The sequence below is a fragment of the Pseudomonas paraeruginosa genome, assembly GCF_003025345.2.
GTDB classification, from domain to species: Bacteria; Pseudomonadota; Gammaproteobacteria; order Pseudomonadales; family Pseudomonadaceae; genus Pseudomonas; species Pseudomonas paraeruginosa.
Genome location: NZ_CP020560.1, coordinates 2,729,518 through 2,756,174, shown reverse-complemented (window position 1 = coordinate 2,756,174; position 26,657 = coordinate 2,729,518). Strand labels below are relative to the sequence as shown.

Annotated in this window: 23 protein-coding genes and 2 CRISPR repeat arrays (1 of these 25 running past the window's edge); of the genes, 16 read left to right on the top strand and 7 right to left on the bottom strand. The window is 66.8% G+C overall.

Features of this window, described 5'->3' with window-relative positions:
* The first annotated feature begins 6 nt into the window (after positions 1-6).
* Genes B7D75_RS13180 through B7D75_RS13165 form a run of 4 tightly spaced genes read left to right on the top strand, consistent with a single transcriptional unit; the run spans position 7 to position 3,519 of the window.
* On the top strand, positions 7-951 hold the full coding sequence (locus B7D75_RS13180; RefSeq protein ID WP_107114095.1) for a metal ABC transporter substrate-binding protein: 945 nt from the start codon (positions 7-9) through the stop codon (positions 949-951).
* Positions 948-1,700: a metal ABC transporter ATP-binding protein gene (locus tag B7D75_RS13175; RefSeq protein ID WP_107114094.1), complete on the top strand. Its 753-nt coding sequence runs from the start codon at positions 948-950 to the stop codon at positions 1,698-1,700. The genes B7D75_RS13180 and B7D75_RS13175 overlap by 4 nt, the downstream gene beginning before the upstream one ends.
* Entirely contained in the window at positions 1,700-2,605 is a 906-nt protein-coding gene (locus tag B7D75_RS13170; RefSeq protein WP_012075656.1) for a metal ABC transporter permease, read from the top strand. The genes B7D75_RS13175 and B7D75_RS13170 overlap by 1 nt, the downstream gene beginning before the upstream one ends.
* The gene (locus B7D75_RS13165; protein ID WP_053813882.1) at positions 2,602-3,519 is read left to right on the top strand and encodes a metal ABC transporter solute-binding protein, Zn/Mn family; all 918 of its coding nucleotides are present in this window, start codon (positions 2,602-2,604) and stop codon (positions 3,517-3,519) included. The genes B7D75_RS13170 and B7D75_RS13165 overlap by 4 nt, the downstream gene beginning before the upstream one ends.
* 99 nt (positions 3,520-3,618) lie before the next feature.
* Here the strand turns inward: B7D75_RS13165 and B7D75_RS13160 are convergent, their stop codons facing one another.
* From B7D75_RS13160 to B7D75_RS13140, 5 genes are all read right to left on the bottom strand, one after another.
* The gene (locus tag B7D75_RS13160; RefSeq protein WP_107114093.1) at positions 3,619-4,383 is read right to left on the bottom strand and encodes a thioesterase II family protein; all 765 of its coding nucleotides are present in this window, start codon (positions 4,381-4,383) and stop codon (positions 3,619-3,621) included.
* Positions 4,384-4,602, bottom strand: a complete 219-nt coding sequence (locus tag B7D75_RS13155) for an MbtH family protein (protein ID WP_003089636.1) — start codon at positions 4,600-4,602, stop codon at positions 4,384-4,386.
* Between the two features lie 77 nt (positions 4,603-4,679).
* Entirely contained in the window at positions 4,680-6,089 is a 1,410-nt protein-coding gene (locus B7D75_RS13150) for an aspartate aminotransferase family protein (RefSeq protein WP_012075653.1), read from the bottom strand.
* Positions 6,090-6,273: 184 nt separating this feature from the next.
* Complete coding sequence (locus B7D75_RS13145) at positions 6,274-7,593, bottom strand: PQQ-dependent sugar dehydrogenase (RefSeq protein ID WP_107114092.1); 1,320 nt, start codon at positions 7,591-7,593, stop codon at positions 6,274-6,276.
* On the bottom strand, positions 7,586-8,011 hold the full coding sequence (locus B7D75_RS13140) for a DUF2231 domain-containing protein (RefSeq protein ID WP_107114091.1): 426 nt from the start codon (positions 8,009-8,011) through the stop codon (positions 7,586-7,588). Before B7D75_RS13140 ends, B7D75_RS13145 begins: the two co-directional genes overlap by 8 nt.
* Positions 8,012-8,362: 351 nt before the next feature.
* Between B7D75_RS13140 and treA the strand changes: the two genes are divergently transcribed.
* Positions 8,363-10,048, top strand: coding sequence for an alpha,alpha-trehalase TreA (gene treA / locus B7D75_RS13135; protein WP_107114090.1), 1,686 nt, complete (start codon positions 8,363-8,365; stop codon positions 10,046-10,048).
* Between the two features lie 3 nt (positions 10,049-10,051).
* Here the strand turns inward: treA and B7D75_RS13130 are convergent, their stop codons facing one another.
* A complete protein-coding gene (locus tag B7D75_RS13130) occupies positions 10,052-11,020 on the bottom strand; it encodes a LysR substrate-binding domain-containing protein (protein WP_034080636.1) in 969 nt (322 codons plus the stop codon).
* Between the two features lie 100 nt (positions 11,021-11,120).
* Here B7D75_RS13130 and B7D75_RS13125 point away from each other — a divergent pair, with 100 nt between their 5' ends.
* The 4 genes from B7D75_RS13125 (at position 11,121) to B7D75_RS13110 (ending at position 15,203) form a co-directional block, all read left to right on the top strand.
* Positions 11,121-11,981 carry a pirin family protein gene (locus B7D75_RS13125; protein ID WP_034080635.1) on the top strand — a complete coding sequence of 287 codons (861 nt, stop codon included), beginning with the start codon at positions 11,121-11,123 and terminating at the stop codon, positions 11,979-11,981.
* Between the two features lie 88 nt (positions 11,982-12,069).
* Positions 12,070-12,750, top strand: a complete 681-nt coding sequence (locus tag B7D75_RS13120) for a hydrolase (RefSeq protein WP_003089647.1) — start codon at positions 12,070-12,072, stop codon at positions 12,748-12,750.
* Positions 12,751-12,829: 79 nt separating this feature from the next.
* Positions 12,830-14,248 carry an OprD family porin gene (locus B7D75_RS13115; RefSeq protein WP_107114089.1) on the top strand — a complete coding sequence of 473 codons (1,419 nt, stop codon included), beginning with the start codon at positions 12,830-12,832 and terminating at the stop codon, positions 14,246-14,248.
* 34 nt (positions 14,249-14,282) lie between these two features.
* Entirely contained in the window at positions 14,283-15,203 is a 921-nt protein-coding gene (locus B7D75_RS13110) for a SphA family protein (protein ID WP_012075647.1), read from the top strand.
* A 71-nt stretch (positions 15,204-15,274) separates the two neighbouring features.
* Here the strand turns inward: B7D75_RS13110 and B7D75_RS29570 are convergent, their stop codons facing one another.
* On the bottom strand, positions 15,275-15,442 hold the full coding sequence (locus B7D75_RS29570) for a hypothetical protein (protein WP_003155273.1): 168 nt from the start codon (positions 15,440-15,442) through the stop codon (positions 15,275-15,277).
* Between the two features lie 928 nt (positions 15,443-16,370).
* Between B7D75_RS29570 and B7D75_RS29930 the strand changes: the two genes are divergently transcribed.
* The 7 genes from B7D75_RS29930 to cas6f all read left to right on the top strand — a co-directional run bounded on the left by B7D75_RS29930 (position 16,371) and on the right by cas6f (position 25,942).
* Positions 16,371-16,499, top strand: coding sequence for a hypothetical protein (locus tag B7D75_RS29930; RefSeq protein WP_258169378.1), 129 nt, complete (start codon positions 16,371-16,373; stop codon positions 16,497-16,499).
* 269 nt (positions 16,500-16,768) lie between these two features.
* Positions 16,769-17,516: direct repeats of the CRISPR family, unit length 28 nt; unit sequence GTGCACTGCCGTATAGGCAGCTAAGAAA.
* Positions 17,517-17,796: 280 nt separating this feature from the next.
* Positions 17,797-18,771: a type I-F CRISPR-associated endonuclease Cas1f gene (gene cas1f, locus B7D75_RS13105; RefSeq protein WP_034080633.1), complete on the top strand. Its 975-nt coding sequence runs from the start codon at positions 17,797-17,799 to the stop codon at positions 18,769-18,771.
* Positions 18,768-22,004, top strand: coding sequence for a type I-F CRISPR-associated helicase Cas3f (gene cas3f / locus B7D75_RS13100; protein WP_107114088.1), 3,237 nt, complete (start codon positions 18,768-18,770; stop codon positions 22,002-22,004). Before cas1f ends, cas3f begins: the two co-directional genes overlap by 4 nt.
* A gap of 57 nt (positions 22,005-22,061) precedes the next feature.
* Positions 22,062-23,366 (top strand): type I-F CRISPR-associated protein Csy1, encoded by a 1,305-nt coding sequence (gene csy1 / locus B7D75_RS13095; RefSeq protein WP_107114087.1) that lies wholly within the window; start codon positions 22,062-22,064, stop codon positions 23,364-23,366.
* On the top strand, positions 23,353-24,336 hold the full coding sequence (csy2, locus tag B7D75_RS13090) for a type I-F CRISPR-associated protein Csy2 (protein ID WP_107114086.1): 984 nt from the start codon (positions 23,353-23,355) through the stop codon (positions 24,334-24,336). Before csy1 ends, csy2 begins: the two co-directional genes overlap by 14 nt.
* A 10-nt stretch (positions 24,337-24,346) precedes the next feature.
* Positions 24,347-25,375 (top strand): type I-F CRISPR-associated protein Csy3, encoded by a 1,029-nt coding sequence (csy3, locus tag B7D75_RS13085; protein ID WP_034080629.1) that lies wholly within the window; start codon positions 24,347-24,349, stop codon positions 25,373-25,375.
* A gap of 3 nt (positions 25,376-25,378) precedes the next feature.
* A complete protein-coding gene (gene cas6f, locus B7D75_RS13080; RefSeq protein ID WP_107114085.1) occupies positions 25,379-25,942 on the top strand; it encodes a type I-F CRISPR-associated endoribonuclease Cas6/Csy4 in 564 nt (187 codons plus the stop codon).
* 173 nt (positions 25,943-26,115) lie between these two features.
* Positions 26,116-26,657: direct repeats of the CRISPR family, unit length 28 nt; unit sequence TTTCTTAGCTGCCTATACGGCAGTGAAC; it runs 206 nt beyond the window's last position.

Below are 26,657 nucleotides of genomic sequence, written 5' to 3'. Positions count from 1 at the left end.
TTTCCCATGCTGTTCTCCCGTCTGTCCTCCCTCCTGCGCGGCCTGGTCCCGGGCCGCGCCCTGCCGGCCGCCCTGCTGCTGGCCCTGCTCGCCCCGCTGGCCCTGGCCGAAGACGGCAAACGCTTGCGCATCGGCATCACCCTGCACCCCTACTACAGCTACGTGAGCAACATCGTCGGCGACAAGGCCGAGGTGGTGCCGCTGATCCCCGCCGGTTTCAACCCACATGCCTACGAGCCGCGCGCCGAGGACATCAAGCGCATCGGCACGCTCGACGTGGTGGTGCTCAACGGCGTCGGCCACGACGATTTCGCCGAGCGCATGATCGCCTCCAGCGAAAAGCCCGGCATCCCGGTGATCGAGGCCAACGCCAAGGTGCCGCTGCTGGCCGCCACCGGCATGGCCGCGCGCGGCGCCGGCAAGGTGGTCAACCCGCACACCTTCCTGTCCATCAGCGCCTCGATCACCCAGGTCAACACCATCGCCCGCGAACTGGGCAAACTCGACCCGGCCAACGCCAAGGCCTACACCCGCAACGCCCGGGCCTACGCCAAGCGCCTGCGGGCCCTGCGCGCCGACGGCCTGGCGCGCCTGAACAAGGCCCCGGCCGCCGACTTCCGCGTCGCCACCATCCACGGCGCCTACGACTACCTGCTGCGCGAGTTCGGCCTGGAGGTCACCGCCGTGGTCGAACCGGCCCACGGCATCGAGCCGAGTCCGAGCCAGTTGAAGAAGACCATCGACCAGCTCAAGGCGCTGGACGTGAAGGTGATCTTCTCCGAGATCGACTTCCCCTCCACCTACGTCGAGACCATCCAGCGCGAGTCCGGGGTGAAGCTCTATTCGCTGTCGCACATTTCCTATGGCGACTACAGCGCCGGCAAGTACGAGGAAGAAATGACGCGCAACCTCGACACCGTGGTCCGCGCCATCCAGGAGTCCGGCGCATGACCGTGGCCGAACGGCTTTGCGCCACGCCTTGCGGGCCGGCCATCGACTTCGCCGGGATCGACCTGAGCCTCGGCGGCAGCCGCATCCTCGATGGCGTGCGCCTGCGCGTCGAGGCCGGCAGCGTGCACGCGCTGGTCGGTCCGAACGGCGGCGGCAAGAGCTCACTGGTCAAGACCCTGCTCGGGCAGATGCCGCATCGCGGCGAACTGCGCCTGGAGTGGCCCGGCGCGCCCGGCTGCATCGGCTACGTACCGCAGGCGCTGGAGTTCGACCGCGGACTGCCGCTCACCGTCGACGACTTCATGGCCGCCATGTGCCAGCGCCGTCCGGCCTTCCTCGGCCTGTCGCGCAGCCGGCGCCCGGCGATCGACGCGGCCCTGGAGCGGGTCGGCATGCTGGCCAAGCGCGGTCGGCGCATGGGCGCCCTCTCCGGCGGCGAGCGCCAGCGCGTGCTGCTGGCCCAGGGCCTGGTACCGCCGCCGCAACTGCTGGTGCTGGACGAACCGATGTCGGCCCTCGACGAGGGCGGCATCCAGGTCTTCGAACGGCTGCTGCTGGACTGGCGCCAGGCCGGCGTCACCGTGCTCTGGATCGAGCACGACCTGGAGGCCGTCGGCCGCCTCGCCGACCGGGTCAGCGGTCTCAACCGCCACCTGCTGTTCGACGGTCCGGCGGCCAGCAGCCTGACCCCGGAACGCCTGCTCACGCTGTTCTCCACCCAGCCGCGGAAGAACGCGGAGGCCAGCTGATGAACGACGCCTACGAACAACTGCGCCAGGCCGTCCAGGCCTGGGCCGCCGCCGGCTACCTGCCGGAGACCCTGGCCTACGGCTTCGTCGTCAACGCCCTGCTCGCCGGCCTGCTGATCGGCCCGGTGCTCGGCGGCCTCGGCACCCTGGTGGTGGTCAAGCGCTTCGCCTTCTTTTCCGAGGCGGTCGGCCACGCCGCGCTCACCGGCGTGGCCATCGGCATCCTTCTCGGCGAACCCTACACCGGGCCCTACGGCAGCCTGTTCGGCTACTGCCTGCTGTTCGGCGTCCTGCTCAACTACCTGCGCAACCGCACCGGCCTGGCCCCGGACACCCTGATCGGGGTGTTCCTCTCGGTGTCCCTGGCGCTCGGCGCCAGCCTGCTGCTGGTGCTGGCCGGCAGGATCAACGTGCATATTCTCGAGAACGTCCTGTTCGGCTCGGTGCTGACCGTGAACGGCCATGACCTCGCGGTGCTGGCGGCAGTCGCCGTGCTGGTGCCGTGCCTGGCCCTGCCGCTGTACAACCGCATCATGCTGGCCAGCTTCAACCCGCAACTGGCGGCGGTGCGCGGGGTCGCGGTGAAGAGCCTGGACTACCTGTTCGTGGCCCTGGTGACCCTGGTCACCGTCGCCGCGGTGAAAGTGATCGGCGCGATCCTGGTCGGGGCACTGCTGGTGATCCCGGCGGCGGCGGCGCGCCTGGTCAGCCAGTCGCTGAAAGGGTTCTTCTGGCTGGCGGTGCTGATCGCCACCGTCAGCACGCTGGCCGGTATCCTGTTGCCGATCATGTTCGACCTGCCGATTCCCTCCGGCGCCGCGATCATCCTGGTCGCCGGCCTGGCCTTCGGCCTCGCCGCCATCGCTCGCGGCTGCCTGCCGCACCTGAAAGGAACCCCCGGATGAACCTGAAACCCCATTGCCTCGCCCTGGCCCTGGCTTGCGCCGGACTCGCCGGCCCGCTCCCGGCCCTCGCCGCGACGCCGGCCGCGGCTCAGTCCGCGCAAGTCACGGTACTGGCCAGCCTGCCGGTCACCCACGCCCTCGCCGAACGCCTGCTGCGGGACACCGAGGTCAAGCTGCAACGGGTCGCCCCGGCCAACCTGCCGGCCAGCCGCCAGGCCTCGTTCTTCGCCGGGCGCGGCGCCGGCGGACTGGCCAGGGCCGCCGGGCAGGCCGACGCGGTGATCGACCTGCGCTCGATCTGGAGCGACGACCCGCTCTACCCGCTGGCCCGCCGCAGCAATATCCGCATCGTCGAGATCGACGCCGCGCGTCCGGTGGACGGCGCCCTGCCCGGCATCGCCCTGCGCCCCGGCAGCGACCTGCATGCCTACCCCTGGCTCAACCCGAGCAACCTGGGACGCATGGCCGACGTCCTCGCCAGCGACCTGGAACGCCTGGCGCCCGGTGCCGCTGCGACCATCCAGGCCAACCTGGCGACGCTGAAGAAGCAATTGCTGGAAGCGACCGCCAGCAACGAGAATCGCCTGGCGAAGGCCGACAACCTCAGCGTGATCAGCCTCTCCGAACGCCTCGGCTACCTGCTCGCCGGGCTCAACCTGGACCCGCTGGACGTGGAGATCCAGGCCGACGATGGCTGGACCGAGGCCAGTATCCAGGCCTTCGCCGAGGAGCTGAAGAGCGAGGACATCGCCCTGGTCCTGCACCATCGCCAGCCACCCAAGCCCCTCGCCGATGCCATCGCCGCCAGCGGCGCACGCCTGGTAGTGGTGGACACCGAGGCGGCGGACCCGGTGGCCGGCCTGGAAAGCGACATGCAAGCGATAGTCGAAGGGCTGCTGGCCGGTAAAGGCTGAGCCGCGCGTCGTAACGAAAAAGGCCGGGGAGCGCTGCTCACCGGCCTTTTTTTCGTCGACATCGGAGCCGCCGCAGGGCCTATGGCGCCCTCGCGGGCATCAGCAGATCGCCGCCGCCTCCACCGCCAACGCCGCGGCGCCCTGCCCCGCGCGCCAGGCCTCGACCTGGCGCTCGACGACCGCCAGCACCTCGGCCTCGCGCTGGTGGATGAAGAAGTGCCCGCCGTCGAACAGCTCCAGTGCGAAACCGCTGCGGGTTTCCTCGGCCCAGGCCAGCAACTGTTCCTCGCTGGCCTTGTCCTCCCTGCCGCCAAGCGTTTGGATCGGGCAGGCCAGCGGCGGGCGCCGCTGGTGGCGATAGCTGCCGCAGAGCAGGAAATCGGCGCGCAGGATCGGCAGGGTCAGGCTCATCAGCTCGCGGTTGGCCAGCACCTCTTCCGGCGTACCTTGCAGGTCGCGCAGGTCGGCGATCAGCTCGGCGTCGCTCTTCGGTTCGGCGAAACCGCGGTCATACTCGGCGCGTCGCGACGGCGCCGCGGTGCCGCAGGCGAAGAACCCCAGCGGCGTCGGGCAATCCAGCTCGCGCAGGGCGTACAGCACCTCGCAGGCGAGCAAGGCGCCGAGGCTGTGCCCGAGCATCGCGTAGGGGCCCTGGCGGACCTCGTCGTGCAGCTCGCGCGCCAGTTGCTGCGCCAGGCCCGCCAGGTCGGTCTGCAGCGGCTCGGCCAGCCGCGCCCCACGCCCCGGTAATTCCACCGGACGCACCAATAGCCAGGCCGGCAGCTTGCGTCGCCAGCGGCTGTAGGTCATGGCGCTGGCGCCGGAATACGGCAGGCAGAACAGCCGTACGGGCATGCCGCCCACTCAGCCGGCCGCCTTGTCCATGTGCTGGCGCAGGCTCAGCGGGCGCATGTCGGTCCAGACCTCCTCGATGTAGGCCAGGCAGTCCTTCTTTAGCCCGCTCTTGCCGGCCGCCCGCCAGCCCTGGGGAATCTCCTTGTATTCCGGCCAGATGGAATACTGCTCCTCATGGTTGACCACTACCTGGAACTGGATGTCGTCACGGTCGAACACTGAAGTCATTGCTTACTCCTGATGGGATCGAACGGCCGCGCGCAGCACGGCCCTTGCGTTGGATAACGAAAAGCCCGGCGGGAAAATTAGCCGGCCAGCGCCGCGCCGAGGGCACGGGCGAAGCGCCGGGCCACCTCGTCGATCTGCTCGGCGCTGATGACCAGCGGCGGCAGGAAGCGCACCACGCTGCCGTGGCGGCCGCCCAGCTCGAGAATCAGGCCGCGCCTCAGGCATTCGCGCTGGACCCGCGAGGCCAGCGCGCCGTCACTCGGCGGGTGGCCGAGGGCATCCGCGACACCCTGCGGATCGACGATCTCGGCGCCGAGCATCAGGCCACGACCACGGATGTCGCCCAGTTGCGGATAGTCGCGCTGGAGGATGCGCAGGTGCTCGGCCAGGCGCTCGCCCATGGCCGCCGCGTGGGCCGCCAGGTCGTGCTCCCGGAGATAGCGCATCACCGCCGAGCCGGCGGCCATGGCCATCTGGTTGCCACGGAAGGTGCCGGCGTGGGCGCCGGGCTGCCACTTGTCCAGCCATTCGCGGTAGACCACCACCGCCAGCGGCAGGCTGCCGCCGATGGCCTTGGACAGCACCACCACGTCCGGGACGATGCCGGCGTGCTCGAAGGCGAACATCCTGCCGGTACGGGCGAAGCCGCTCTGGATCTCGTCGACGATCAGCGCCACCCCGGCTTTCTCGGTGATCCGCCGCAGGCCGCGCAGCCAGTCGAGGTCGGCCGGGACCACGCCGCCCTCGCCCTGGACCACCTCGACGATCACCGCCGCCGGCAGTTGCACGCCGCCCTCCGGATCGTTCAGCAGGTTCTCCAAGTAATGCAGGTTGGCCTTGACCCCGGCCTCGCCGCCTAGGCCGAACGGGCAGCGGTAGTCGTAGGGATACGGCAGGAACTGCACGCCCGTGCTGAGCAGCGCGCCCAGGGGTTTCTTCGGCCCGAGGTTGCCCATCAGCCCCAGCGCGCCCTGGCTCATGCCGTGGTAGCCGCCCTGGAACGACAGGATGGTGCTGCGTCCGGTGGCGGTGCGTACCAGCTTCAGCGCGGCTTCCACCGCGTCGGTGCCGGTCGGGCCGCAGAACTGGATCTTCGCCTCGGTGGCCAGCGCCGGCGGCAGCAGACCGAACAGGTCCTGGACGAACTGGTCCTTCACCGGGGTGGTCAGGTCGAGGGTGTGCAGCGGCAACTCGTCGGCCAGGACCTGGCGGATCGCCTCGATCACCACCGGATGGTTGTGCCCCAGCGCCAGGGTCCCGGCGCCCGCCAGGCAATCGATGAAGGTGCGCCCCTCGACGTCCTCCACCAGCAGACCCCTGGCCTTCTTCAGCGCCAGCGGAATCCGTCGCGGATAGCTGCGCGCGTTGGACTCCTGGCGGCTCTGCCGTTGCAGCAGGGGCGACTCGGAAAATTCATAGAGCGTTTCGCCCTCCGCCGGGGTGGCGCGGAGCGGCTGGTCTTCGATGACGCTGGTGGCGACGTGCATGTCTTCAACCCTCGAGGCGTGGTGGTGTTCCACTGGCAACCGGCGATCCGCACGCCTGTGGCGACATTCACGGATCGGATGCAGAGGAGACGCAGGAGGGCCGCACGGATTTACTGCGCCGGGTCGAGGGGGCGGAGACCAGGCCGGAGTGTCGCCACCGGCCCGGTTATGGTCGGCCCGGCCGCTAGTCGGCGCCCGCGGCGCTCACTCGCCAGATGGCGTTGCCGACGTCATCGGCGATCAGCAGCGCCCCATCGTCCGCTTGCGCCAAGCCCACCGGCGCGCCGAACAGCTGCTTCTCGTCGGCGGAGACGAACCCGGTCACCACCGGCTGCGGCGCTCCGGCGGGCTTGCCATCGACGAACGGCACGTGAACCACTTGGAAGCCGCTGACCGGCGAGCGGTTCCAGCTACCGTGCTCGCTGACGAAGGCGCCGTTGCGATAGCGCTCCGGCAACTGGTCGCCGGTATAGAAGAACAGGCCCAGCGCGGCCACGTGGGAACCCAGTGCGTAGTCGGGAACGATGGCCTTCGCCACCAGATCGGGACGCTGCGGCCTCACCCGCGGATCCAGGTGCTGGCCGAAGTAGCTGTAGGGCCAGCCGTAGAAGCCGCCCTCCCGTACCGAGGTCAGGTAGTCCGGGACCAGGTCGTTGCCGATCTCGTCGCGCTCGTTGACGATGGTCCACAGCTTGCCGGAGACCGGTTCCCACTGCAGACCGGTCGGGTTGCGCAGGCCGGAGGCGTAGATGCGGCTGCCGCGACTGGCGACGTCCACCTCGAGAATCGCCGCGCGACGGTATTCGATCGCCGCGCCGTTTTCGGTGATATTGCTGTTCGAACCGACGCCGACGTAGAGCTTGCGTCCGTCCGGGCTGGCGAGCAGGGCCTTGGTCCAGTGGTGGTTGATGGTGTCCGGCAGGTCGGTGAACTCCATCCCGGGGCCGGCGATGCGGGTTTCGCCGGGAACGTAGCGGTAGCGCATGATGTTTCCGGTATTGGCGACATACAGGTAGTTCCCCACCTGTTGCACGCCGAACGGCGAGTCCAGCCCTTCAAGGAACACGTACTTCTGCCAGTGGCCTCCGCCGTCGGCGCGGCGCAGCAGGGTGATGCGGTTGCCGCCCTTGCCGGCCTTGCCGGACTGACCCTTGACCATCCCCGCGATGAGCTGTTTCGGCGTGGTCACCGGCGCGGTGCCGGGCGAGTTGGCCTCCACCACCAGTACATCGCCGTTGGACAGGACCAGCAGTTGGCGAGGGTGCTGCAGGCCATCGGCGATCTTCTCGATCTTCAGGCCCTGCGCCACCGTCGGCCTGGCCTCTCCCGACCAGCCCACGCCTTCCGGCACCTTCATCGGCGGCAGGAGGAAGTGTTTCGGCTCCGGGAGCGACGGGTTGGCGCCGGTCTGCCGCTGCGGATCGTTCGGCGACCCCTGGTTGCAGCCGGTCAGGACCAGGCCGACGGCAAGCGCGACGGGGCGCAGCGAGTGGAGGCTAGCCATGCGCCACCTCCTCTTCGGATACCGCCAGGAGCGCCTCTCCCAGCGCCAGCAGCAACACCGTCGCGATCGACAGCCACAGTCCGACCGGCATCACCCCATAGGCGTCGCGGCTATGCACGAAGGCATTGAAGATGGCCAGGACGATGCCGGCGAACTTCAGCAGCGAGGCAACCCTGGCCGCCGCGACGACCGCCGCGCGCCGCAGCAGCCATACGCGCAACAGATCGACAACGCAGGGCAGGATGGCGAAGAGCAGGCCGAGGGTGATCAACCAGGCTGCGCTCTTGCCCCACATCACCTCCGCCGTGGCGAAGTAGGCGACGTCGAAGACCAGGGCGGCGACGAAGAAACCGAAGGGAACCGGGTTGAGGACGTTGTAGAAGGCGTCCAGGGGTCTGAAGCGTAGTGCGGTGGCCATTGCGAAACACTCCTCTCGGGAAACGCAGGCTTCCCGACGTGAAGGGACGGGCAGGAGATTCGAACCGCCGAGGCCCTGCGCAAGGCGCGGGCAGCGGGGAACGGCACGGCGAAACGGCGACTGGGGGCTCGCGCCCCTTCTGCGACGGACCTGCGCGAAGCGCTGGAGTTCATCCGCAAGGTCCTGTCGAAAGCGATAGGTAGCCTGGCGATCCTTTCGATGGAACTTCGTGCGGCGCGGCTCACCGAAACAGGATAGCGACATCCCCGGCCCTCCCGTCGGGTTGTCGCGCCACCCTGGCCCCCGCCGGCGACCGATCCGCGCCCGGCGTTGCCGAAGAGGAGACAGCCGATGCCCGCTCGAACCACTCTGCCCCGCGCCATGCTCGCGGCCTGGGCCCTGCTTCTGCTGGCGGCCTGCAGCCAGGGCCCGGCGCCAGCGCCACCCGCGTCCTGGGGTTGGCAGGACGCCAGCGGCGAACGCGCGATCGCCCCCGACCAGGCCTATCCCGAGCTGTTCCAGGCCGTGCAGGAAAGCCGGCTGTTCAGCGACCAGAAGCACTTCGTCGATGCGCTCCCCCTGCGCGAGCCCGCGCGGATCCGCGCCGACTACCTGAGCGAGAAGGAACGCCCCGGCTTCGATCTGCGCGCCTTCGTCGCGCGCAACTTCGAAGAGTCCGGCAGCGTCGAGACCGCCCCGCCCGAGGCGGGCGCCGACCTCGCCAGCCACATCAGCGACCTGTGGCCGGCGTTGACCCGCCACTATGAGCAGGTCCCGGCCCACAGCAGCCTGCTGCCCTTGCCGAAACCCTATGTCGTCCCCGGCGGACGTTTCCGCGAGGTCTACTACTGGGACTCCTACTTCACCATGCTCGGCCTTGCGGAAAGCGGGCAACACCAGCGCGTGCGCGACATGGTCGACAACTTCGCCTACCTGATCGACACCTACGGGCACATACCCAACGGCAACCGCAGCTACTACCTGAGCCGTTCGCAGCCGCCTTTCTTCGCCTACATGGTGGACCTGCAGGCACGGCGCGAAGGCGACGCCGCGTATCGCCGCTACCTGCCGCAGCTACAGAAGGAATATGCCTACTGGATGCAAGGCTCCGCCGGACTGCGCCCCAACGAGGCGCGCCTGCGCGTGGTGAGGCTGGGCGATGGCAGCCTGCTCAACCGCTACTGGGACAACCGCGACACACCGCGCCAGGAGTCCTACCTGGAGGACCGGGCGACCGCCGCGCGCGCCCCGCAGCGTCCCGCCAGCGAGGTCTATCGCGACCTGCGGGCCGGCGCGGAAAGCGGCTGGGACTTCTCCTCCCGCTGGCTGGAGGATGGCCGGGAACTGGCCAGCATCCGCACCACCGCCATCGTCCCGGTGGACCTCAACGCCCTGCTCTACCATCTCGAGCGCACCATCGCCAAGGCCTGCGCCAGCAGCGCGCTGGAGGCCTGCGAGCGAGGCTACGGCACCCGAGCGGAGAAGCGTCGCCAGGTCATCGAGGAGCACCTCTGGCACCCGGACGGCTTCTACGCGGATTACGATTGGCAACGCCGGCGTCCCATCGAGCGGATCAATGCCGCCACCCTCTTCCCCCTGTTCACCGGCCTGGCCAGCGCCGAACGCGCCGCACGTACCGCCGACAGCGTCGCCGCCAACCTGCTGCGCCCGGGCGGCTTGGCCACCACCACCCGCGCCAGCGGCCAGCAATGGGACGAGCCGAATGGCTGGGCGCCGTTGCAGTGGGTCGCCGTGCAGGGCCTGCGCGCGTATGGCCGGGACGGGTTGGCGGCGGACATCGGCCGGCGTTTCCTCGCCCAGGTGCGGCAAGTCTACGAACGCGAGGGCAAGCTGGTGGAGAAGTACGACATCAGCGGCGGCCAGGGTGGAGGCGGTGGCGGCGAGTATCCATTGCAGGACGGCTTCGGCTGGTCCAACGGCGTTACCCTTGAACTGCTGAAGCTCTACGGCGCCACGACTCCGGCCGCCGCCCCGACGGTTGGCGGCACAACCGCCGGGGCGGCTCGAGCATGGTGAGCGTCAGCCATGGACCGCCGGCTCCGGCGTCGCCCCCGCGGTGATTTCGACCTGCCGGCGGTGCGCCTCGCCAAACGCCTCACCGAGAAAGTCGATCAGCGCGCGCACCGACGGCAACAGTCCGCGCCGCGAGGGAAACATCGCCACCACCATGCCCTCCACCGGCGTCCAGTGCGGCAGCACCCGCACCAGGCGTCGCTCGGCCAGGTCGCGGCCGACCACGCAGGACGGCAGGCCGCCGATGCCGACGCCTTCGAGCACCGCCTGGCGCAGGCTGCCGAGGTCGTCGCTGAGCAATTGCGGGCGCAGGTTGAGACTGGCGCTGCTACCGTCCGGACCGACCAGGCGCAGGCTGCCGTCCAGGCGCGAACGCTCCCAGCCCACGTAAGGCATCGCCGAGAGATCGGCCGGCAGCTCCGGCGGACGGTAGCGCGCCAGCAGTTCCGGGCTCGCCACCAGCACCTGCGGGCTGCGCGCCAGCACCTTCATCACCAGGTCGCTGTCCTCCAGCGGCGGGAAACGCAGCGACAGGGACAGGTCGTAGCCTTCGGCGATCACGTCGACGCGGCGGTTGAAGGTCTTCACGTACAGCTCGACGCTGGGGTACTGCGCCATGAAGCGCGCCAGCATGGATGCCAGTCCGAAGTGCAGCAACGGCGTCGAGCAGGTCAGCCGCACCATGCCGCAGGGCTCCGAACGGTTCTGCTCGATCACGTCCTCGGCGGCCTCGGCTTCCACCGTCATCGCCACGCAATGCCGGTAGTAGGCCTGGCCGATCTCGGTGACCTGGAACTGCCGGGTCGAGCGTTGCAACAGGCGCACGCCCAGGCGCGCCTCGAGCTGGGCGACCTTGCGGCTGAGCGTCGATTTGGGAATCCCCAGCACCCGTCCGGCAGGCGCGAAACCGCCGTGCTCGACCACCTTGGCGTAGATGAAGAGTTCGTTCAGATCGAACACCGGCTCACCACTCATCGTTCCACCTGCGAGACTCTGAGACTTGATTTACGGACTACCGGTTCCCCATCCCGGGAACTAGCGTATCGCTCCATCGACTCAATCGAGGAGCACCGACGTGAAAAAGGTCCTGGGAATCTACGGTAACGCCAACCGCCACTGGGTGGGCGACGGATTCCCCGTTCGTTCACTTTTTTCCTACAACACGCTGGGCCAGCATATCAGTCCCTTCCTCCTGCTGGACTATGCCGGGCCTGCTGATTTTCCACCCGCGCAGCATCGTCGTGGCGTAGGCCAGCACCCCCATCGCGGCTTCGAGACCGTGACCATCGTCTACCAGGGCGAGGTGGAGCACCACGACTCCACCGGCGCCGGCGGGCATATCGGCCCGGGTGACGTGCAATGGATGACGGCGGCCTCGGGGATCCTCCACGAGGAGTACCACTCGGAACGATTCCGTACCACGGGTGGAACGCTGGAGATGGTCCAGCTCTGGGTCAACCTGCCCTCGCGGGACAAGATGAACCCGCCGCGCTACCAGACCCTGCTCGACGCCGACATCCCGCGCGTCGGCCTGCCCGACAGGGCCGGCGAGCTGCGGGTGATCGCCGGCCGCCACGGGCGCCACCAGGGTCCGGCGCTGACCCACTCACCGCTGGCGGTCTGGGACATCCAGCTGAATGCCGGCAAGCACCTCGGCCTGGACCTGCCCAGGGGCCATACCTGCGCCGTGGTGGTCCTGCGCGGCACCCTGGCGGTCGGCGACGAGATCGTCCGCGAGGCCCAGGTCGCCCTGCTCGACCGCGAGGGCGAGCGGCTGGAACTGGAAGCCAACAACGACGTGCGGTTGCTGGTGCTCAGCGGCGAGCCGCTGGACGAGCCGATCATCGGCTACGGTCCGTTCGTCATGAGCAGCCAGGCGGAAATCGACCAGGCGATCGAGGACTTCGAGAACGGCCGTTTCATCCGCGCCCACTGAGATCGACCGCGACACGCCTGGCGCAGGAGGCGCCGGGCACTACCCCCGTAAGCCAAGGACGCTTCAACCCTGCAAAGAGGAAATGGATATGAGCGCACCCGCCAACTTCAACGGCCAGACCCCGAAGATCGACCCGGCCAACGCGGCCATGCTGCTGATCGACCACCAGAGCGGCCTGTTCCAGACGGTCAAGGACATGCCGATGACCGAACTGCGCGCCAACGCCACCACCCTGGCCAAGGTCGCCACCCTGGCGAAGATCCCGGTGATCACCACCGCCTCGGTGCCGCAGGGCCCCAACGGCCCGCTGATCCCGGAAATCCACGAAGCCGCGCCGCACGCCCAGTACGTGGCGCGCAAGGGTGAGATCAACGCCTGGGACAACCCCGAGTTCGTCGCCGCGGTCAAGGCCACCGGCAAGAAGCAACTGATCATCGCCGGCACCATCACCAGCGTATGCATGGCCTTCCCCAGCATCGCCGCGGTGCATGACGGCTACCAGGTGTTCGCGGTGATCGACGCCTCCGGCACCTACTCCAAGATGGCCCAGGAAATCACCCTGGCGCGCGTGGTCCAGGCCGGCGTGGTGCCGATGGACACCGCCGCGGTCTGCTCGGAGATCCAGCGCACCTGGAACCGCGACGACGCCGTGCAGTTCGCCGAGGCCTACAGCGCGGTGTTCCCGCACTACCAGTTGCTGATCGAAAGCTACGCCAAGGCCCAGGCCGTGGTCACCAACCACGAGCAACTGGACTCGCAGCGCAAGTGACCATGAGAAAGAAGGGGCTGCATGCCCCTTCTTTCCCGAGCGGACGCTTGGCAGACAGCAACGAAGACGGACTGGATCCATGCCTGAATCCTCCATGAAGTGTGGAGTTTCGCTCTGCCTCGCTCTTTCCACCGCTCCGGGCGCCGCTCTGGCCGACGACTCCCTGGGCCATCGCGACAACATCAGCACCGGCCTGAACCAGCGACAGAAAGCCGAGATGAAAGTGCCGCCGGGCTTCGTCGAAGGTTCGACGCTGAACGGCTTCATCCGCAACTACTACTTCGCCCGCGACAACCACGACACGCCCGCCCGCCGCGACCAGCGCGAATGGGCCCAGGGGTTCATGCTGTCGTTCCGCTCCGGCTATACCGACACCCCGGTCGGCGTGGGCCTGGACGTACACGGCTTCTACGGCCTGCGCCTGGATGGCGGCGGTGGAAGCGGCGGTTCCGGCTTGTTGCCGCTGGACGCCCGGGGGCGCCCCGAGGACCGCTTCTCCGCCGCCGGGGCGGCCCTCAAGCTGCGTGGCTTCGACAGTCTGGTGAAGATCGGCGACCAGTTGCTGGAAAACCCGGTGATCGCCAGCGGGGTCAGCCGCATGGTGCCACAGAGCTATCGCGGCGTGACCCTGAAGAACTACCACTTGCAATCGCTCGACTTCGACGCCGGCTTCGTCGAGGCCACCCGCCTGCGCAACCAGAGCGGACACAGCCCTCTCACCACCGGCTACGGCAACGGCACCAAGGGCGGGATCGCCGCCGACCGCGAGAGTCCACACATCGCCTGGCTCGGCGCCAACTACAGCGCGCCCGGCGGCGCCGTCGCGAACCTCTACAGCGGGCGCCTGGCGGATATCTGGAACCAGCACTACCTGGGCCTCAGCCAGCCATTTCGACTCTCCGGCCAGATGACCCTGACGCCCTGGCTGCACTACTACAAGACCCGCGACCAGGGCCGCAGCCAGCTCGGCCGCATCGACAACGACCTCTACAACGCCGGCCTGACCCTGGCCGGCGGCGGCCAGTCGCTGAGCTTCAGCCTGCAAAAAGTGGATGGCGACACGCCATTCGACTTCATCGCGCAGAACGACCGGACCTTCCTCTACGAAAGCAATGCCATGCAGTACGCCGACTTCAACGGCCCCGGCGAGCGCTCGTGGAAGATCCAGTACCAGGCCAGCCTGGCCTTTCTCGCCGCCCCGGACTGGCAGTTCGGCGCCGCCTACGGTCGCGGCGAGGCCGACCTGACCCGGGTCGATCCGCACAGCGCGGGCTATGGCTACCTCTACAACCCCGACGGCAGGAACGCCCGGCACTGGGAACGCGACCTGTCGCTGCGCTACGCCTTCCCCGCCGGCCCGGCCAAGGGCCTCAGCGTGACCCTGCGCTGGGCCACCCATCGCCCCGGCGAAGGCTACACCGCCCCCGGCAACACCCGCGGTAACTCCAGCTCCGACGAGTACCGGGTGGTGGTCGACTACCCGGTCAGGTTGCTTTGACCCCACGGAACCAGGAAAAAAGAGAAATCCCCTCATGCGTGCAGCCCTGCTACCCACCCTCGTCGCCCTCTCCACCGTGCTCTGCCTGGAGGCCCGCGCCGACGCCGTCGCGCTGCCGCCGCTGGCGCTCGGCAACACCAGCTTCATGGACGGCGTCAGCCGTCCCGGCATGCTCTTCGAACTGCCCCTGCAATACGTTCGGGCGAACAACGCCAGCGATGCCGGCGGCCATTCGGTTCCCGGCCGGCAACGGGTTCGTAGCACCACGCTGTTGCCGCACTTCGCCTACCTCAGCCAGAACACCCTGCTCGGCGCCCACTACGGCGCCGAAGTGCTGCTGCCGCTGGTGCGCCTGGACCTCGATATCGACGGTGGCCCGGACGGCCGGCGCACCCGCCAGGGCGACCTGATCGTCAGTCCGCTGATGCTGCAATGGGGCCCCGCTACGCTCTTCGGCCGCCCCTACTGGCAGCGCCTGAACTTCGTCTTCTCCCTGCCCACCGGCGACTACGACAAGGACGCCGCGATCAACACCGGCAGCAACACCTGGATCTTCAACCCGCACTACGCCTTCACCTGGGAACTGGGCGAGCGCCTGGAACTCAGCGGCCGCCTGCACTACGCCTGGATCAGCCGCAACGACGATCCCTCGCCGCGCCTGGCCGCCGACGACATCCAGCCCGGCCAGGCGCTGCACGCCAACTTCTCGGTTTCCTACGCGCTCGATGAACACTGGCGGGTCGGCCTGGCCGGTTACCAGCTGAAGCAGATCAGCGCCGACCGCATCGACGGGCACAGGCAGGCCGACTCGCGCGAGCGGGTATTCGGCATCGGTCCCGGGGTGATGTACAGCCACGGCAAGCAAACGTTGTTCGCCAACCTCTACGCCGAAAGCGGCGCGCGCAACCGCAGCGAAGGCAGCCAGTTGACCCTGCGCTACCTGCTGGCGTTCTGAGTCGAAAGGAAAGGCACTCGGCGGGAAAGACCCGAAGCCACGGAACCGCCTGCGGCTCCGTGGCCCGACCGTCACTTCTCCTGGAAGTGATGGTTGTTCAGCGACGGCGGGAAGGTCTCGCCCTTGTCCACCTGGCGGTCATGCTTCGCGCCGGCGTAGCTGTCGTCCTTGTCGTCATGCTGGCCATAGGTCGCGGTCTTGGGGCAGGCCTGCCCGGACCAGTGCTTGGTTTTCGACATCCTTTGGCTCTCCTTTGGATGGGCGCAACGAAGGTGTTGCCCACTGGGTATGGCCGGCGCACCGCGGGTGGACAAGGAAGCCGATGGTGTCTCGGAAAATTCCCACGCTGCGAACTATCTCTTCCTCCAGGGGAGGACAGCAATGGGGACATACCCAAGTCCACTACAGCGACATCGTTCGCGCCTTCCTGGCCGCCTACGCGGCAGGGTGTAGGTGCCGCTTAAAGCCTGAGAGGGCTTCAGGCTTGGTGGACCGGCTGCTTTCTGTGCCTGCCTCTACTTCTTGCTTCGCCCTCGCGGTCGAGTTCCTTTTGCAAGCGCTGTACGACCGGACACGAGCGTCCAGAAGGAACCGAAAGACTCGCCCAGGCATCCTGTTGCTCGTCCCCCTGCGCAACAACTCCGCTCGGCCTCCTGACGGGGCGGGTTCGCCGCCTCACCACTTGGCGAGTGAGCAACTTCGTGCATGCCCGGCCTCCACCTCCGATGCCGGGTTCGTAGGGCGAATAACCGCTTGCGGTTATCCGCCGCTTAACCGGGGTATCGGTGAATAACGCCCATGGCGTTATTCCCCTACATGCCCTGGAAACGCCGGACAACTCCCCCGGACATTTTCCCAGCCTCTCTCGGACGCCCAGGAATTGGAGAAAAACCCAGTAGGAGGATGATGGAGGGGTCGCAAGACGATCTTCCAAGATGCGTTCCAGCGCCAGAAACGACGCGGGCCGCAGGTGCTTGCAACACCCACGACCCGCTAACCACAACCCAGCTCAATAGGAGCTGCCCCATGGCTAAGCCGAACGATACGTCCATCCCTTCCGTCACAGAACGTCCCCCCGCTTCATCCCGCTGCTGCCCGCCTCGCAGGCCAACCGCTTTCCGCGCAACGCCACGCTGTACCTCGACACCCAGGCGCCGCCCGGCCTAGTTGTTCGAGAGCGCGAAAGCGTGCCTGAAGTCGGCGATCAACGTCCTTGCCCTGACCTGCCTGCTCGACGAGAACGAAGAGCCCGGCGACGCCCTCTCCGAGATCGAAGCGGCACACCCACGCCAGTAGCGCCGTCCCAGACGCGACGCCCCCGGCCAAGCCGGGGGCTTTGATATGTGATCCATACGAGGTCCATTCGCGCGCGAACGGCGAGGTTCATCGCCCGTATCGGCCGTCGCGAAATGGCCTCCAATGCCCGAAGCTTCCGACCCTTTTTTCGGACGGTTTCTGACGCCCTTTAAAATCAACAACTTACAAACCATCGAAAAAAGAGGGTCTCAGACAGAGAAAAGCCTGTATTTCTTTTTCCTTCAATTGGTTATAGGTTTTCGGGGCTAGTGCACTGCCGTATAGGCAGCTAAGAAAAGGGTGCAACCCTGGCCGCCGGAGGCATGCTTGTGCACTGCCGTATAGGCAGCTAAGAAATCCAGCCACTTGGCCGTGCCCAGGTTGTCTGCGTGCACTGCCGTATAGGCAGCTAAGAAAACCGGCGTGACCATGATGACGATGGCCTGGAAGTGCACTGCCGTATAGGCAGCTAAGAAAAATGCGATCAGCGACGACCCGACCCTGAATCGGTGCACTGCCGTATAGGCAGCTAAGAAATGAAAAATAGCCATTAAACGACCATGGACGTTGTGCACTGCCGTATAGGCAGCTAAGAAACGATCGATGACCGCCTCGGCGGCCGCGCACTGGTGCACTGCCGTATAGGCAGCTAAGAAAAACTCCAACGCCGCCTTGGTCTGGGCCTTGAAGTGCACTGCCGTATAGGCAGCTAAGAAAATCCTCCCAAGCTCGCAACCAGCGAACAGCAGGTGCACTGCCGTATAGGCAGCTAAGAAAGGAATGCAGTTGCCCGAGCGGCGGCGCCTCCCGTGCACTGCCGTATAGGCAGCTAAGAAATGGAAATCCTCCGCCTCCGGCGCCACCACAATGTGCACTGCCGTATAGGCAGCTAAGAAAAAGGCGCAGGCGGTCGTCGTTGCGGTGGGGGTGTGCACTGCCGTATAGGCAGCTAAGAAAATAGACTTGCCGATCTCGGCGGCTGCGCGGACGTGCACTGCCGTATAGGCAGCTAAGAAACGTTGATCTAATGCGGATGCGGGTGGAAACAGGTGCACTGCCGCGCAGGCAGCCAAAAGCTTTCCCGCCCTACCCAATACCCAGCCAATATCAGGAAAGTCCTACCTCCTCCACCCTGCCCGCCCTGCTACCCTCACCCGGATGCAGCAATGCGCCACCACCTTGAAGCCCATACCTCTCGTACAGACGAAAGCGGGGGTAGCGGCAATCGGCCATATCCGCTAAACAGGTGCCCTGGTGCAGTATTCGACAGAACCGATAGGGACGGGCCACGGTCAGCATGGACGACATCTCCCCCAGCGCACTGAAGACGATCCTTCATTCCAAGCGTGCCAACCTGTACTACCTGCAACACTGCCGGGTACTGGTCAACGGCGGGCGCGTCGAGTACGTCACCGACGAAGGCCGGCACTCGCACTACTGGAACATCCCCATCGCCAATACCACCAGCCTTCTGCTGGGCACCGGCACCTCCATCACCCAGGCGGCCATGCGCGAACTGGCCAGGGCTGGGGTACTGGTGGGTTTCTGCGGTGGCGGCGGAACGCCGCTGTTCAGTGCCAACGAGGTGGACGTCGAGGTCTCCTGGCTGACGCCGCAGAGCGAATACCGTCCCACCGAATACCTGCAGGGCTGGGTCGGCTTCTGGTTCGACGAGGAAAAACGCCTGGAGGCCGCACGGCATTTCCAGCGGGCCAGGCTGGAGCGGATTCGCCACAGCTGGCTGGAGGACCGCGCCTTGCGCGAGGCCGGCTTCGCCGTCGACGCCGCCACGCTGACGGCAGCCCTGGCAGCCTCCGCCCAGGCGCTGGAGCAGGCGCCCAACCACGAACATCTGCTGACCGAGGAAGCGCGCCTGAGCAAGCGCCTGTTCAGGCTCGCCGCCCAGGCGACCCGCTACGGCGAGTTCGTCCGCGCCAAGCGTGGCAGCGGCGGCGATCCGGCCAACCGCTTCCTCGACCATGGCAACTACCTGGCCTACGGCCTGGCGGCGACCGCCACCTGGGTGCTGGGCATTCCCCATGGCCTGGCGGTGCTGCACGGCAAGACCCGCCGTGGTGGCCTGGTATTCGACGTAGCGGATCTGGTCAAGGACTCGCTGATCCTGCCGCAGGCGTTTCTTTCCGCGATGCGCGGCGACGAGGAACAGGACTTCCGCCAGGCCTGCCTGGACAACCTGAGCCGCGCGCAGGCCCTGGACTTCATGATCGATACCGTGAAGGACGTGGCGCAACAGGGCACGGCGTCCTCATGAATATCCTGCTGGTATCGCAATGCGACAAGCGCGCCCTGGGCGAAACCCGCCGCATCCTCGACCAGTTCGCCGAACGCCGCGGCGAGCGCACCTGGCAAACTCCCATTACCCAGGCCGGATTGGATACCCTGCGACGCCTGCTGAAGAAAAGCGCGCGACGCAACACCGCCGTGGCCTGCCACTGGATCCGCGGCCGCGACCGCAGCGAGCTGCTGTGGATCGTCGGCGATGCCAGCCGTTTCAACGCCCAGGGCGCGGTGCCGACCAACAGGACCCGCCGCGACATCCTGCGCAAGGACGACGAGAACGACTGGCACAGCGCCGAGGATATCCGTCTGCTGGCGGTGATGGCGGCGCTGTTCCACGATATCGGCAAGGCCAGCCAGGCCTTCCAGGCCAAGCTGAAAAGCCATGGCAAGCCCATGGCCGATGCCTACCGTCACGAATGGGTCTCGCTGCGCATATTCGAGGCCTTCGTTGGGCCGGGTAGCAACGACGAAGACTGGTTGCGGCGCCTGGCGGACATCCAGGAGACGGGCGACGCATGGCTTTCGCAGTTGGCCAGGGACGACCGGCACCCCGTCCCGCCCGGCCCCTTCCAGAAGGGCCGCCTGCCACCGCTGGCCCAGGCGGTCGGCTGGTTGATCGTCAGTCATCACCGCCTGCCCAATGCCGCCGCCTATCGCGGCGGCGCGACCCTGGCCCGCCTGCCGCAGCCCATCCACAGCCACTGGTGCGGTGCACGCGAGGAGGCCAGCGAGAACGAGAAAGCCGCCTGCTGGCAGTTTCCCCACGGCCTGCCCTTCGTCAGCGCCGCCTGGCGTGCCAGGGCAGCGCTCTGCGCCCGCAGCATGCTTGAGCGCCCCGGCCTGCTGGCGCGGGGGCCGGCACTGTTGCACGACCCGCATGTGATGCACCTGTCCCGGCTGATTCTGATGCTCGCCGATCACCACTACTCCAGTCTCCCCAGCGACTCCCGGCTGGGCGATCCTGGCTTTCCCCTGTACGCCAACACCGACCGGGACAGCGGACAGCCCAAGCAGCGCCTGGACGAACACCTGCTCGGCGTCGCCCTGCACAGCCGCAAGCTCGCCGGCAGCCTGCCGCGCCTGGAGCGACAAGTGCCGCGCCTCGCCCGGCACAAGGGCTTCACCCGCCGGACCGAAGAACCGCGCTTCCGCTGGCAGGACAGAGCCTACGACTGCGCGATGGCCTGTCGCGAGCAGGCGGCCGAGCACGGCTTCTTCGGTATCGACATGGCCTCGACCGGTTGCGGCAAGACCCTCGCCAACGGCCGCATCCTGTATGCGCTGGCCGATCCCCAGCGCGGCGCGCGCTTCAGTATCGCCCTGGGCCTGCGTAGCCTGACCCTGCAGACCGGCCAGGCCTACCGCGAGCGCCTCGGTCTGGGCGACGACGACCTCGCCATCCTGGTCGGCGGCGCAGCCGCCCGCGAGCTGTTCGAGAAGCAGCAGGAGCGCCTGGAACGCAGCGGTAGCGAGTCGACCCAGGAGCTGTTGGCGGAAAACAGCCATGTACACTTCGAAGGCACGCTCGAGGATGGTCCGCTACGCGAATGGCTAGGCAGGAACAGCGCGGGCAACCGCCTGCTCCAGGCGCCTGTCCTGGCCTGCACCATCGACCATCTGGTGCCCGCCAGCGAAAGCCTGCGCGGCGGCCATCAGATAGCGCCCCTGCTGCGCCTGATGACGTCCGACCTGGTGCTCGACGAAGTCGACGACTTCGATATCGACGACCTCCCCGCCCTGTCGCGGCTGGTGCATTGGGCCGGCCTGTTCGGCAGCCGGGTGCTGCTCTCCTCGGCGACGCTGCCGCCGGCTCTGGTGCAGGGGCTGTTCGAGGCCTATCGCAGCGGCCGGGAAATCTTCCAGCGCCACCGTGGCGCCCCCGGACGCGCCACGGAAATCCGCTGCGCCTGGTTCGACGAGTTCGCCAGCCAATCCAGCGCCCACGGCGCTGCACAGTCCTTCAGTGAGGCGCACGCGGGCTTCGTCGCCCAGCGCCTGGCGAAGCTCGGTCAACTGCCACCGCGCCGCCAGGCGCGACTATGCACGGTGCAGGCCAGCAGCGGGGAACGCCCTGCCCTGTGCCGCGAGCTGGCCGGGCAGATGAGCGCCTGGATGCTTGACCTGCATCGCCGTCACCACACCGAATACCAGGGACGTCGTGTCAGTTTCGGCCTGTTAAGGATGGCCAACATAGAACCGTTGATCGAGCTGGCCCAGGCCATCTTCGCCCAGGGGGCGCCCGAAGGGCTGCGTATCCACCTGTGCGTCTACCATTCGCGGCATCCGCTGCTGGTCCGTTCGGCCATCGAGCGGCAACTCGATGAACTGCTACAACGCTCGGATGGCGACGCTGCCGCGCTGTTCGCCCGGCCAACGGTAGCCAGGGCGTTCCAGGCCTGTCCGGAGCGGGACCACCTGTTCGTCGTGCTCGCCTCGCCGGTAGCGGAGGTCGGCCGCGACCACGATTACGACTGGGCGATCGTCGAGCCCTCTTCCATGCGCTCGCTCATCCAGTTGGCCGGACGCATTCGCCGCCATCGCACCGGCTTCAACGGCGAAGCCAACCTGTACCTGCTGGCGCGCAATATCCGCTCGCTGGAGGGCCTGAGTCCGGCGTTCCAGCGCCCGGGCTTCGAGAGCGCCGACTTCCCGCTGGACAGCCACGACCTGCACGCGTTGCTCGAGCCCGCCCAGCTCGCCCGCATCGACGCCAGCCCGCGGATCGTCGAACCAGCCCCGCTGCTCCCGCGCAGCCGGCTGGTCGACCTGGAACACCGACGCCTGCGCGCGCTGATGCTCGCCGACGATCCACCGGCATCCCTGCTCGGCGTACCGCTCTGGTGGCAAACCCCTGCCTCGCTCAGCGGCGCCCTGCAAACCAGCCAGCCATTTCGCGCAGGCGCCGAGGAACGACGCTACGCCCTGCTGCCGGACGAGGACGATGAGGAGCGTCTGCATTTCAGCCGGAACGACGAGGGACTCTGGACCCACCAGCACAACCTGTTGCGCAACCTCGACCTCGCCCATGGCCCCCGCATCGGCTCATGGGGCACGGTCGACTACCGGGAAGAACTGGTCGCACTGGCCAGCCGCGAAGACCTCGACCTTCGTCGATGCGCCATGCGCTATGGCGAGGTGCGATTGCGGGAAAACACCCAGGGGTGGAGCTATCACCCGCAGTTGGGGTTCAAGAAACACAACTGAGGAGCACAGCTTTCGAATGCGAGTACTCACCAATGGAAAACGACCAGGGAGGCATGGATGACCCCTCACCTTCCAAGCCCTGCGGAGCAGGAACTACGTCAGCTCATCGAATCCTTCATCCAAGAGCGCCTCCAGGGCAAGCTGGACAAGCTCAAGCCCGATGAGGACGACAAGCGCCAGGCGCTGCTGGCCGGCCATCGGCGGGAAGCCTGGCTGGCCGATGCCGCCCGGCGGGTCGGCCAGTTGCAACTGGTGACCCACACGCTCAAGCCGATCCATCCCGACGCCCGCGGCAGCAACCTGCACAGCCTGCCGCAAGCACCCGGGCAACCGGGCCTCGCCGGTTCCCATGAACTCGGTGACAAGCTGGTCAGCGATGTGGTGGGCAATGCCGCGGCGCTGGACGTATTCAAGTTTCTCAGTCTCGAGTATCAGGGCAAAAATCTTCTGAACTGGCTGACAGAGAGCAGTGCCGAGACACTACAGGCGTTGTCCGATAACGCCGAACAGGCTCGCGAATGGCGGCAAGCGTTCATCGGCATCACGGCCGTCAAAGGCGCTCCCGCGTCCCACAGCCTGGCCAAGCAGTTGTACTTTCCCCTGCCCGGCTCCGGCTACCACCTGCTGGCGCCGCTGTTTCCCACCAGTCTGGTGCATCACGTCCACGGTCTGCTCCGCGAAGCGCGCTTCGGCGAGGCGGCCAAGGCCGCGCGTGAAGCGTCCAAGCACAAGCAGCCCTGGCCCCACGGTTTCAGCGAGTACCCCAACCTTGCGATCCAGAAGTTCGGCGGCACCAAGCCGCAGAACATCAGCCAGTTGAATAGCGAACGCTATGGCGAGAACTGGCTGCTGGCCTCGCTTCCTCCGCACTGGGAGCGTCAAGAGGTACGCGCACCGTTGCAGCAGGTTTCGGTCTTCGAACATGACTTCGGACGGAGCCCCGAGGTTGCCAGGCTGACCCGCACCTTGCGACGTTTTCTCGCCACTACCACCCATAACAATCTCGCCATCCGCCAACATCGCGCTCAACTGGTCGGCCAGATCTGTGACGAAGCCCTGCACTACGCCGACCGCCTGCGCGAACTGGAACCAGGCTGGAGCGCCTCGCCCGACTGCCGGCTACATGAAGCCGAACAGATCTGGCTCGACCCGCTGCGCGTGCACACCGACGAAGCCTTCATGCGCCGGCGGCTCTGGGCCGACTGGCCAATGGAGGTGAGCGAGCGCTTCGCCAACTGGCTGAACCGGACGATCACGAGCAAGGGCCTGGTGATGGGCGAGGCCGAAGCCGGCCACTGGCGACAGGACCTGGGCAAGGAACTGAAGATGTTCAAGGAGATACTCGAAGATGAGCGTGACTGACCCCGAGGCGCTGCTCCTGCTGCCGCGCCTGTCCATCCAGAACGCCAATGCCATTTCCAGCCCGTTGACCTGGGGCTTCCCCTCGCCCGGCGCCTTCACCGGCTTCGCCCACGCGTTGCAGCGCCGGATCGGTACGACCCTGGATATCGAACTGGATGGCGTCGGCATCGTCTGCCACCGTTTCGAAGCGCAGGTCTCGCAACCAGCCGGCAAGCGCACCCAGGTCTTCAACCTGACCCGCAATCCACTGAATCGCGACGGCTCCAGCGCCGCCATCGTCGAAGAAGGCCGCGCTCACCTGGAGGTCAGCCTGCTGCTGGGCGTCCGCGGCGATGGCCTGGACGACCACCCCGCGCAGGAAATCGCCCGGCAGGTCGAGGAGCAGGCCAACGCCATGCGCCTCGCCGGTGGCAGCATCCTGCCCCGGTGCGGCGGGTGCTTCCCTGCGCCTAGCGCCGAACTGCTGATGCTAGGAGGCAGCGACGAGCAGCGCCGCAAGGACCAGCGCCGGTTGACCCGCCGCCTGCTGCCCGGCTTCGCCCTGGTGAGTCGCGAGGCGGTGCTGCAGCGACATCTGGAAGATTTGCGCAGCACGACCCCCGAAGCCACCACACTCGACGCCTTGCTCGACCTTTCCCGCCTCAACTTCGAGCCGCCTGCCACTGCGCCTGAAGAGGCGGCGTCGCCGCTCGATGCACTCTGGCAAGTGCGGGACAAGCCTGGCTGGCTGGTGCCGATTCCGGCCGGCTACAACGCGCTCTCTCCGCTATACGCTGCCGGCGAGGTGCGCAACGCCCGCGACCGGGAAACACCGCTGCGCTTCGTCGAGAACCTCTTCAGCCTGGGCCAGTGGATCAGCCCCCATCGCGTCACCGCGCTGCAAGACCTGCTCTGGTACCACCAGGTCGAGCCCGACGAAGGGCTCTACCGCTGGAGCACGCCGCACTTCGCCAAACACGCCATCGCATAAGGAAATCAGCATGTCCAAGCAAACCCTGAATACCGCTTCCGTTCTCGCCTTCGAGCGCAAGCTCGACCCTTCCGACGCCCTGCTCAGCGCCGGCGACTGGGCACAGCGCGACGCCTCGCAACAGTGGCCAGCCGTGACACTGCGTGAAAAGTCCGTACGCGGCACCATCTCCAACCGCCTCAAGAGCAAGGACCGCGACCCGGCCAAGCTGGATGCCTCGATCCAGTCTCCCAACCTGCAGACGGTGGACGTGGCCAACCTGCCCAGCGACGCCGACACCCTCAAGGTCCGCTTCACCCTCCGCGTGCTCGGCGGCGCTGGAACGCCGTCTGCCTGCAACGACGCGGCCTACCGTGACAAGCTGCTGCAAACGGTCGCCGCCTACGTGAACGACCAGGGCTTCGCCGAGCTGGCTCGTCGTTATGCGCACAACCTGGCCAACGCCCGCTTCCTGTGGCGCAACCGGGTGGGTGCGGAAGCGGTGGAAGTCCGTATCAACCATATCCGCCAGGGCGAGGTGGCTCGCGCCTGGCGCTTCGACGCCCTGGCCATCGGCCTGCGCGACTTCAAGGCCGACGCCGAACTGGACGCGCTCGCCGAGCTGATCGCCAGTGGCCTGTCAGGCAGTGGGCATGTCCTGCTCGAAGTGGTCGCCTTCGCCCGTATCGGCGATGGCCAGGAAGTCTTCCCCTCCCAGGAACTGATCCTCGACAAAGGCGACAAGAAGGGCCAGAAGAGCAAGACCCTGTACAGCGTGCGCGATGCTGCGGCCATCCACTCGCAAAAGATCGGCAATGCCCTGCGCACCATCGATACCTGGTATCCCGACGAAGATGGCCTCGGCCCCATCGCCGTGGAGCCCTACGGTTCCGTCACGTCCCAGGGCAAGGCTTATCGCCAGCCCAAGCAGAAGCTGGACTTCTATACGCTGCTCGACAACTGGGTACTGCGCGACGAGGCGCCCGCCGTGGAGCAACAGCACTATGTGATCGCCAACCTGATCCGCGGCGGCGTGTTCGGTGAAGCCGAAGAGAAGTAAGCCATGGACCACTACCTCGACATTCGCTTGCGACCAGACCCGGAGTTTCCCCCGGCGCACCTCATGAGCGTGCTCTTCGGCAAGCTCCACCAGGCCCTGGTGGCACAGGGCGGGGACAGGATCGGCGTGAGCTTCCCCGACCTCGACGAACGCCGCTCCCGGCTGGGCGAGCGCCTGCGCATTCATGCCTCGGCGGAAGACCTTCGTGCCCTGCTCGCCCGGCCCTGGCTGGAAGGGTTGCGCGACCATCTGCAATTCGGAGAACCGGCAGTCGTGCCGCACCCCACACCGTACCGTCAGGTCAATCGGGTTCAGGCGAAAAGCAATCCGGAACGTCTGCGGCGGCGGCTCATGCGCCGGCACGACCTGAGTGAGGAGGAGGCTCGGAAACGCATCCCCGATACGGTCGCGAGAGCCTTGGACCTGCCCTTCGTCACGCTACGCAGCCAGAGCACCGGACAGCACTTCCGTCTCTTCATCCGCCACGGGCCGTTGCAGGCGACGGCAGAGGAAGGAGGATTCACCTGTTACGGGTTGAGCAAAGGAGGTTTCGTTCCCTGGTTCTGAAGAACCCCGTCAGCGCCTCATCGGCATGTCCGCAACGAAGTCCCAGGGAACGGGACTTCGTTTCGACTGGTGACCCCGGCCGACAGCGAACCGCATCAATCAATACTTCAGGGCTGCTTTACGACCTACGTGGCAGTGAAATCGCCCTAAGCCCGCTTATGAACTTCGGGACATTTTTTAGCTGCCTATACGGCAGTGAACCTAAAAGGCCTTTTAAAGCCTTTTAAAGGTAATTTCTTAGCTGCCTATACGGCAGTGAACTTGGGTTGAGCCAGCTTGCGCAGTTCGGCCTTTTTCTTAGCTGCCTATACGGCAGTGAACGACGGACAGTGGCGCAAGATCATCACGATCCATTTCTTAGCTGCCTATACGGCAGTGAACGATCTGCTCGGCGGCGGCCAGGCACTCGTCCATTTCTTAGCTGCCTATACGGCAGTGAACAATGGCGCTTGTCGGGATGACATACGCCGGATTTTCTTAGCTGCCTATACGGCAGTGAACGTCGCAGCTATCGCCTGGAGCGTCGCCTCCTTTTTCTTAGCTGCCTATACGGCAGTGAACGACCAGAAGTAGGGGCTTCTTCATCAGGTCCGTTTCTTAGCTGCCTATACGGCAGTGAACCGGGGGATGGTGGCGGTGATGGTGGAACCGGTTTTCTTAGCTGCCTATACGGCAGTGAACGGGTGTCGCTGTAGTTCAGTGGTGTCCAGAATTT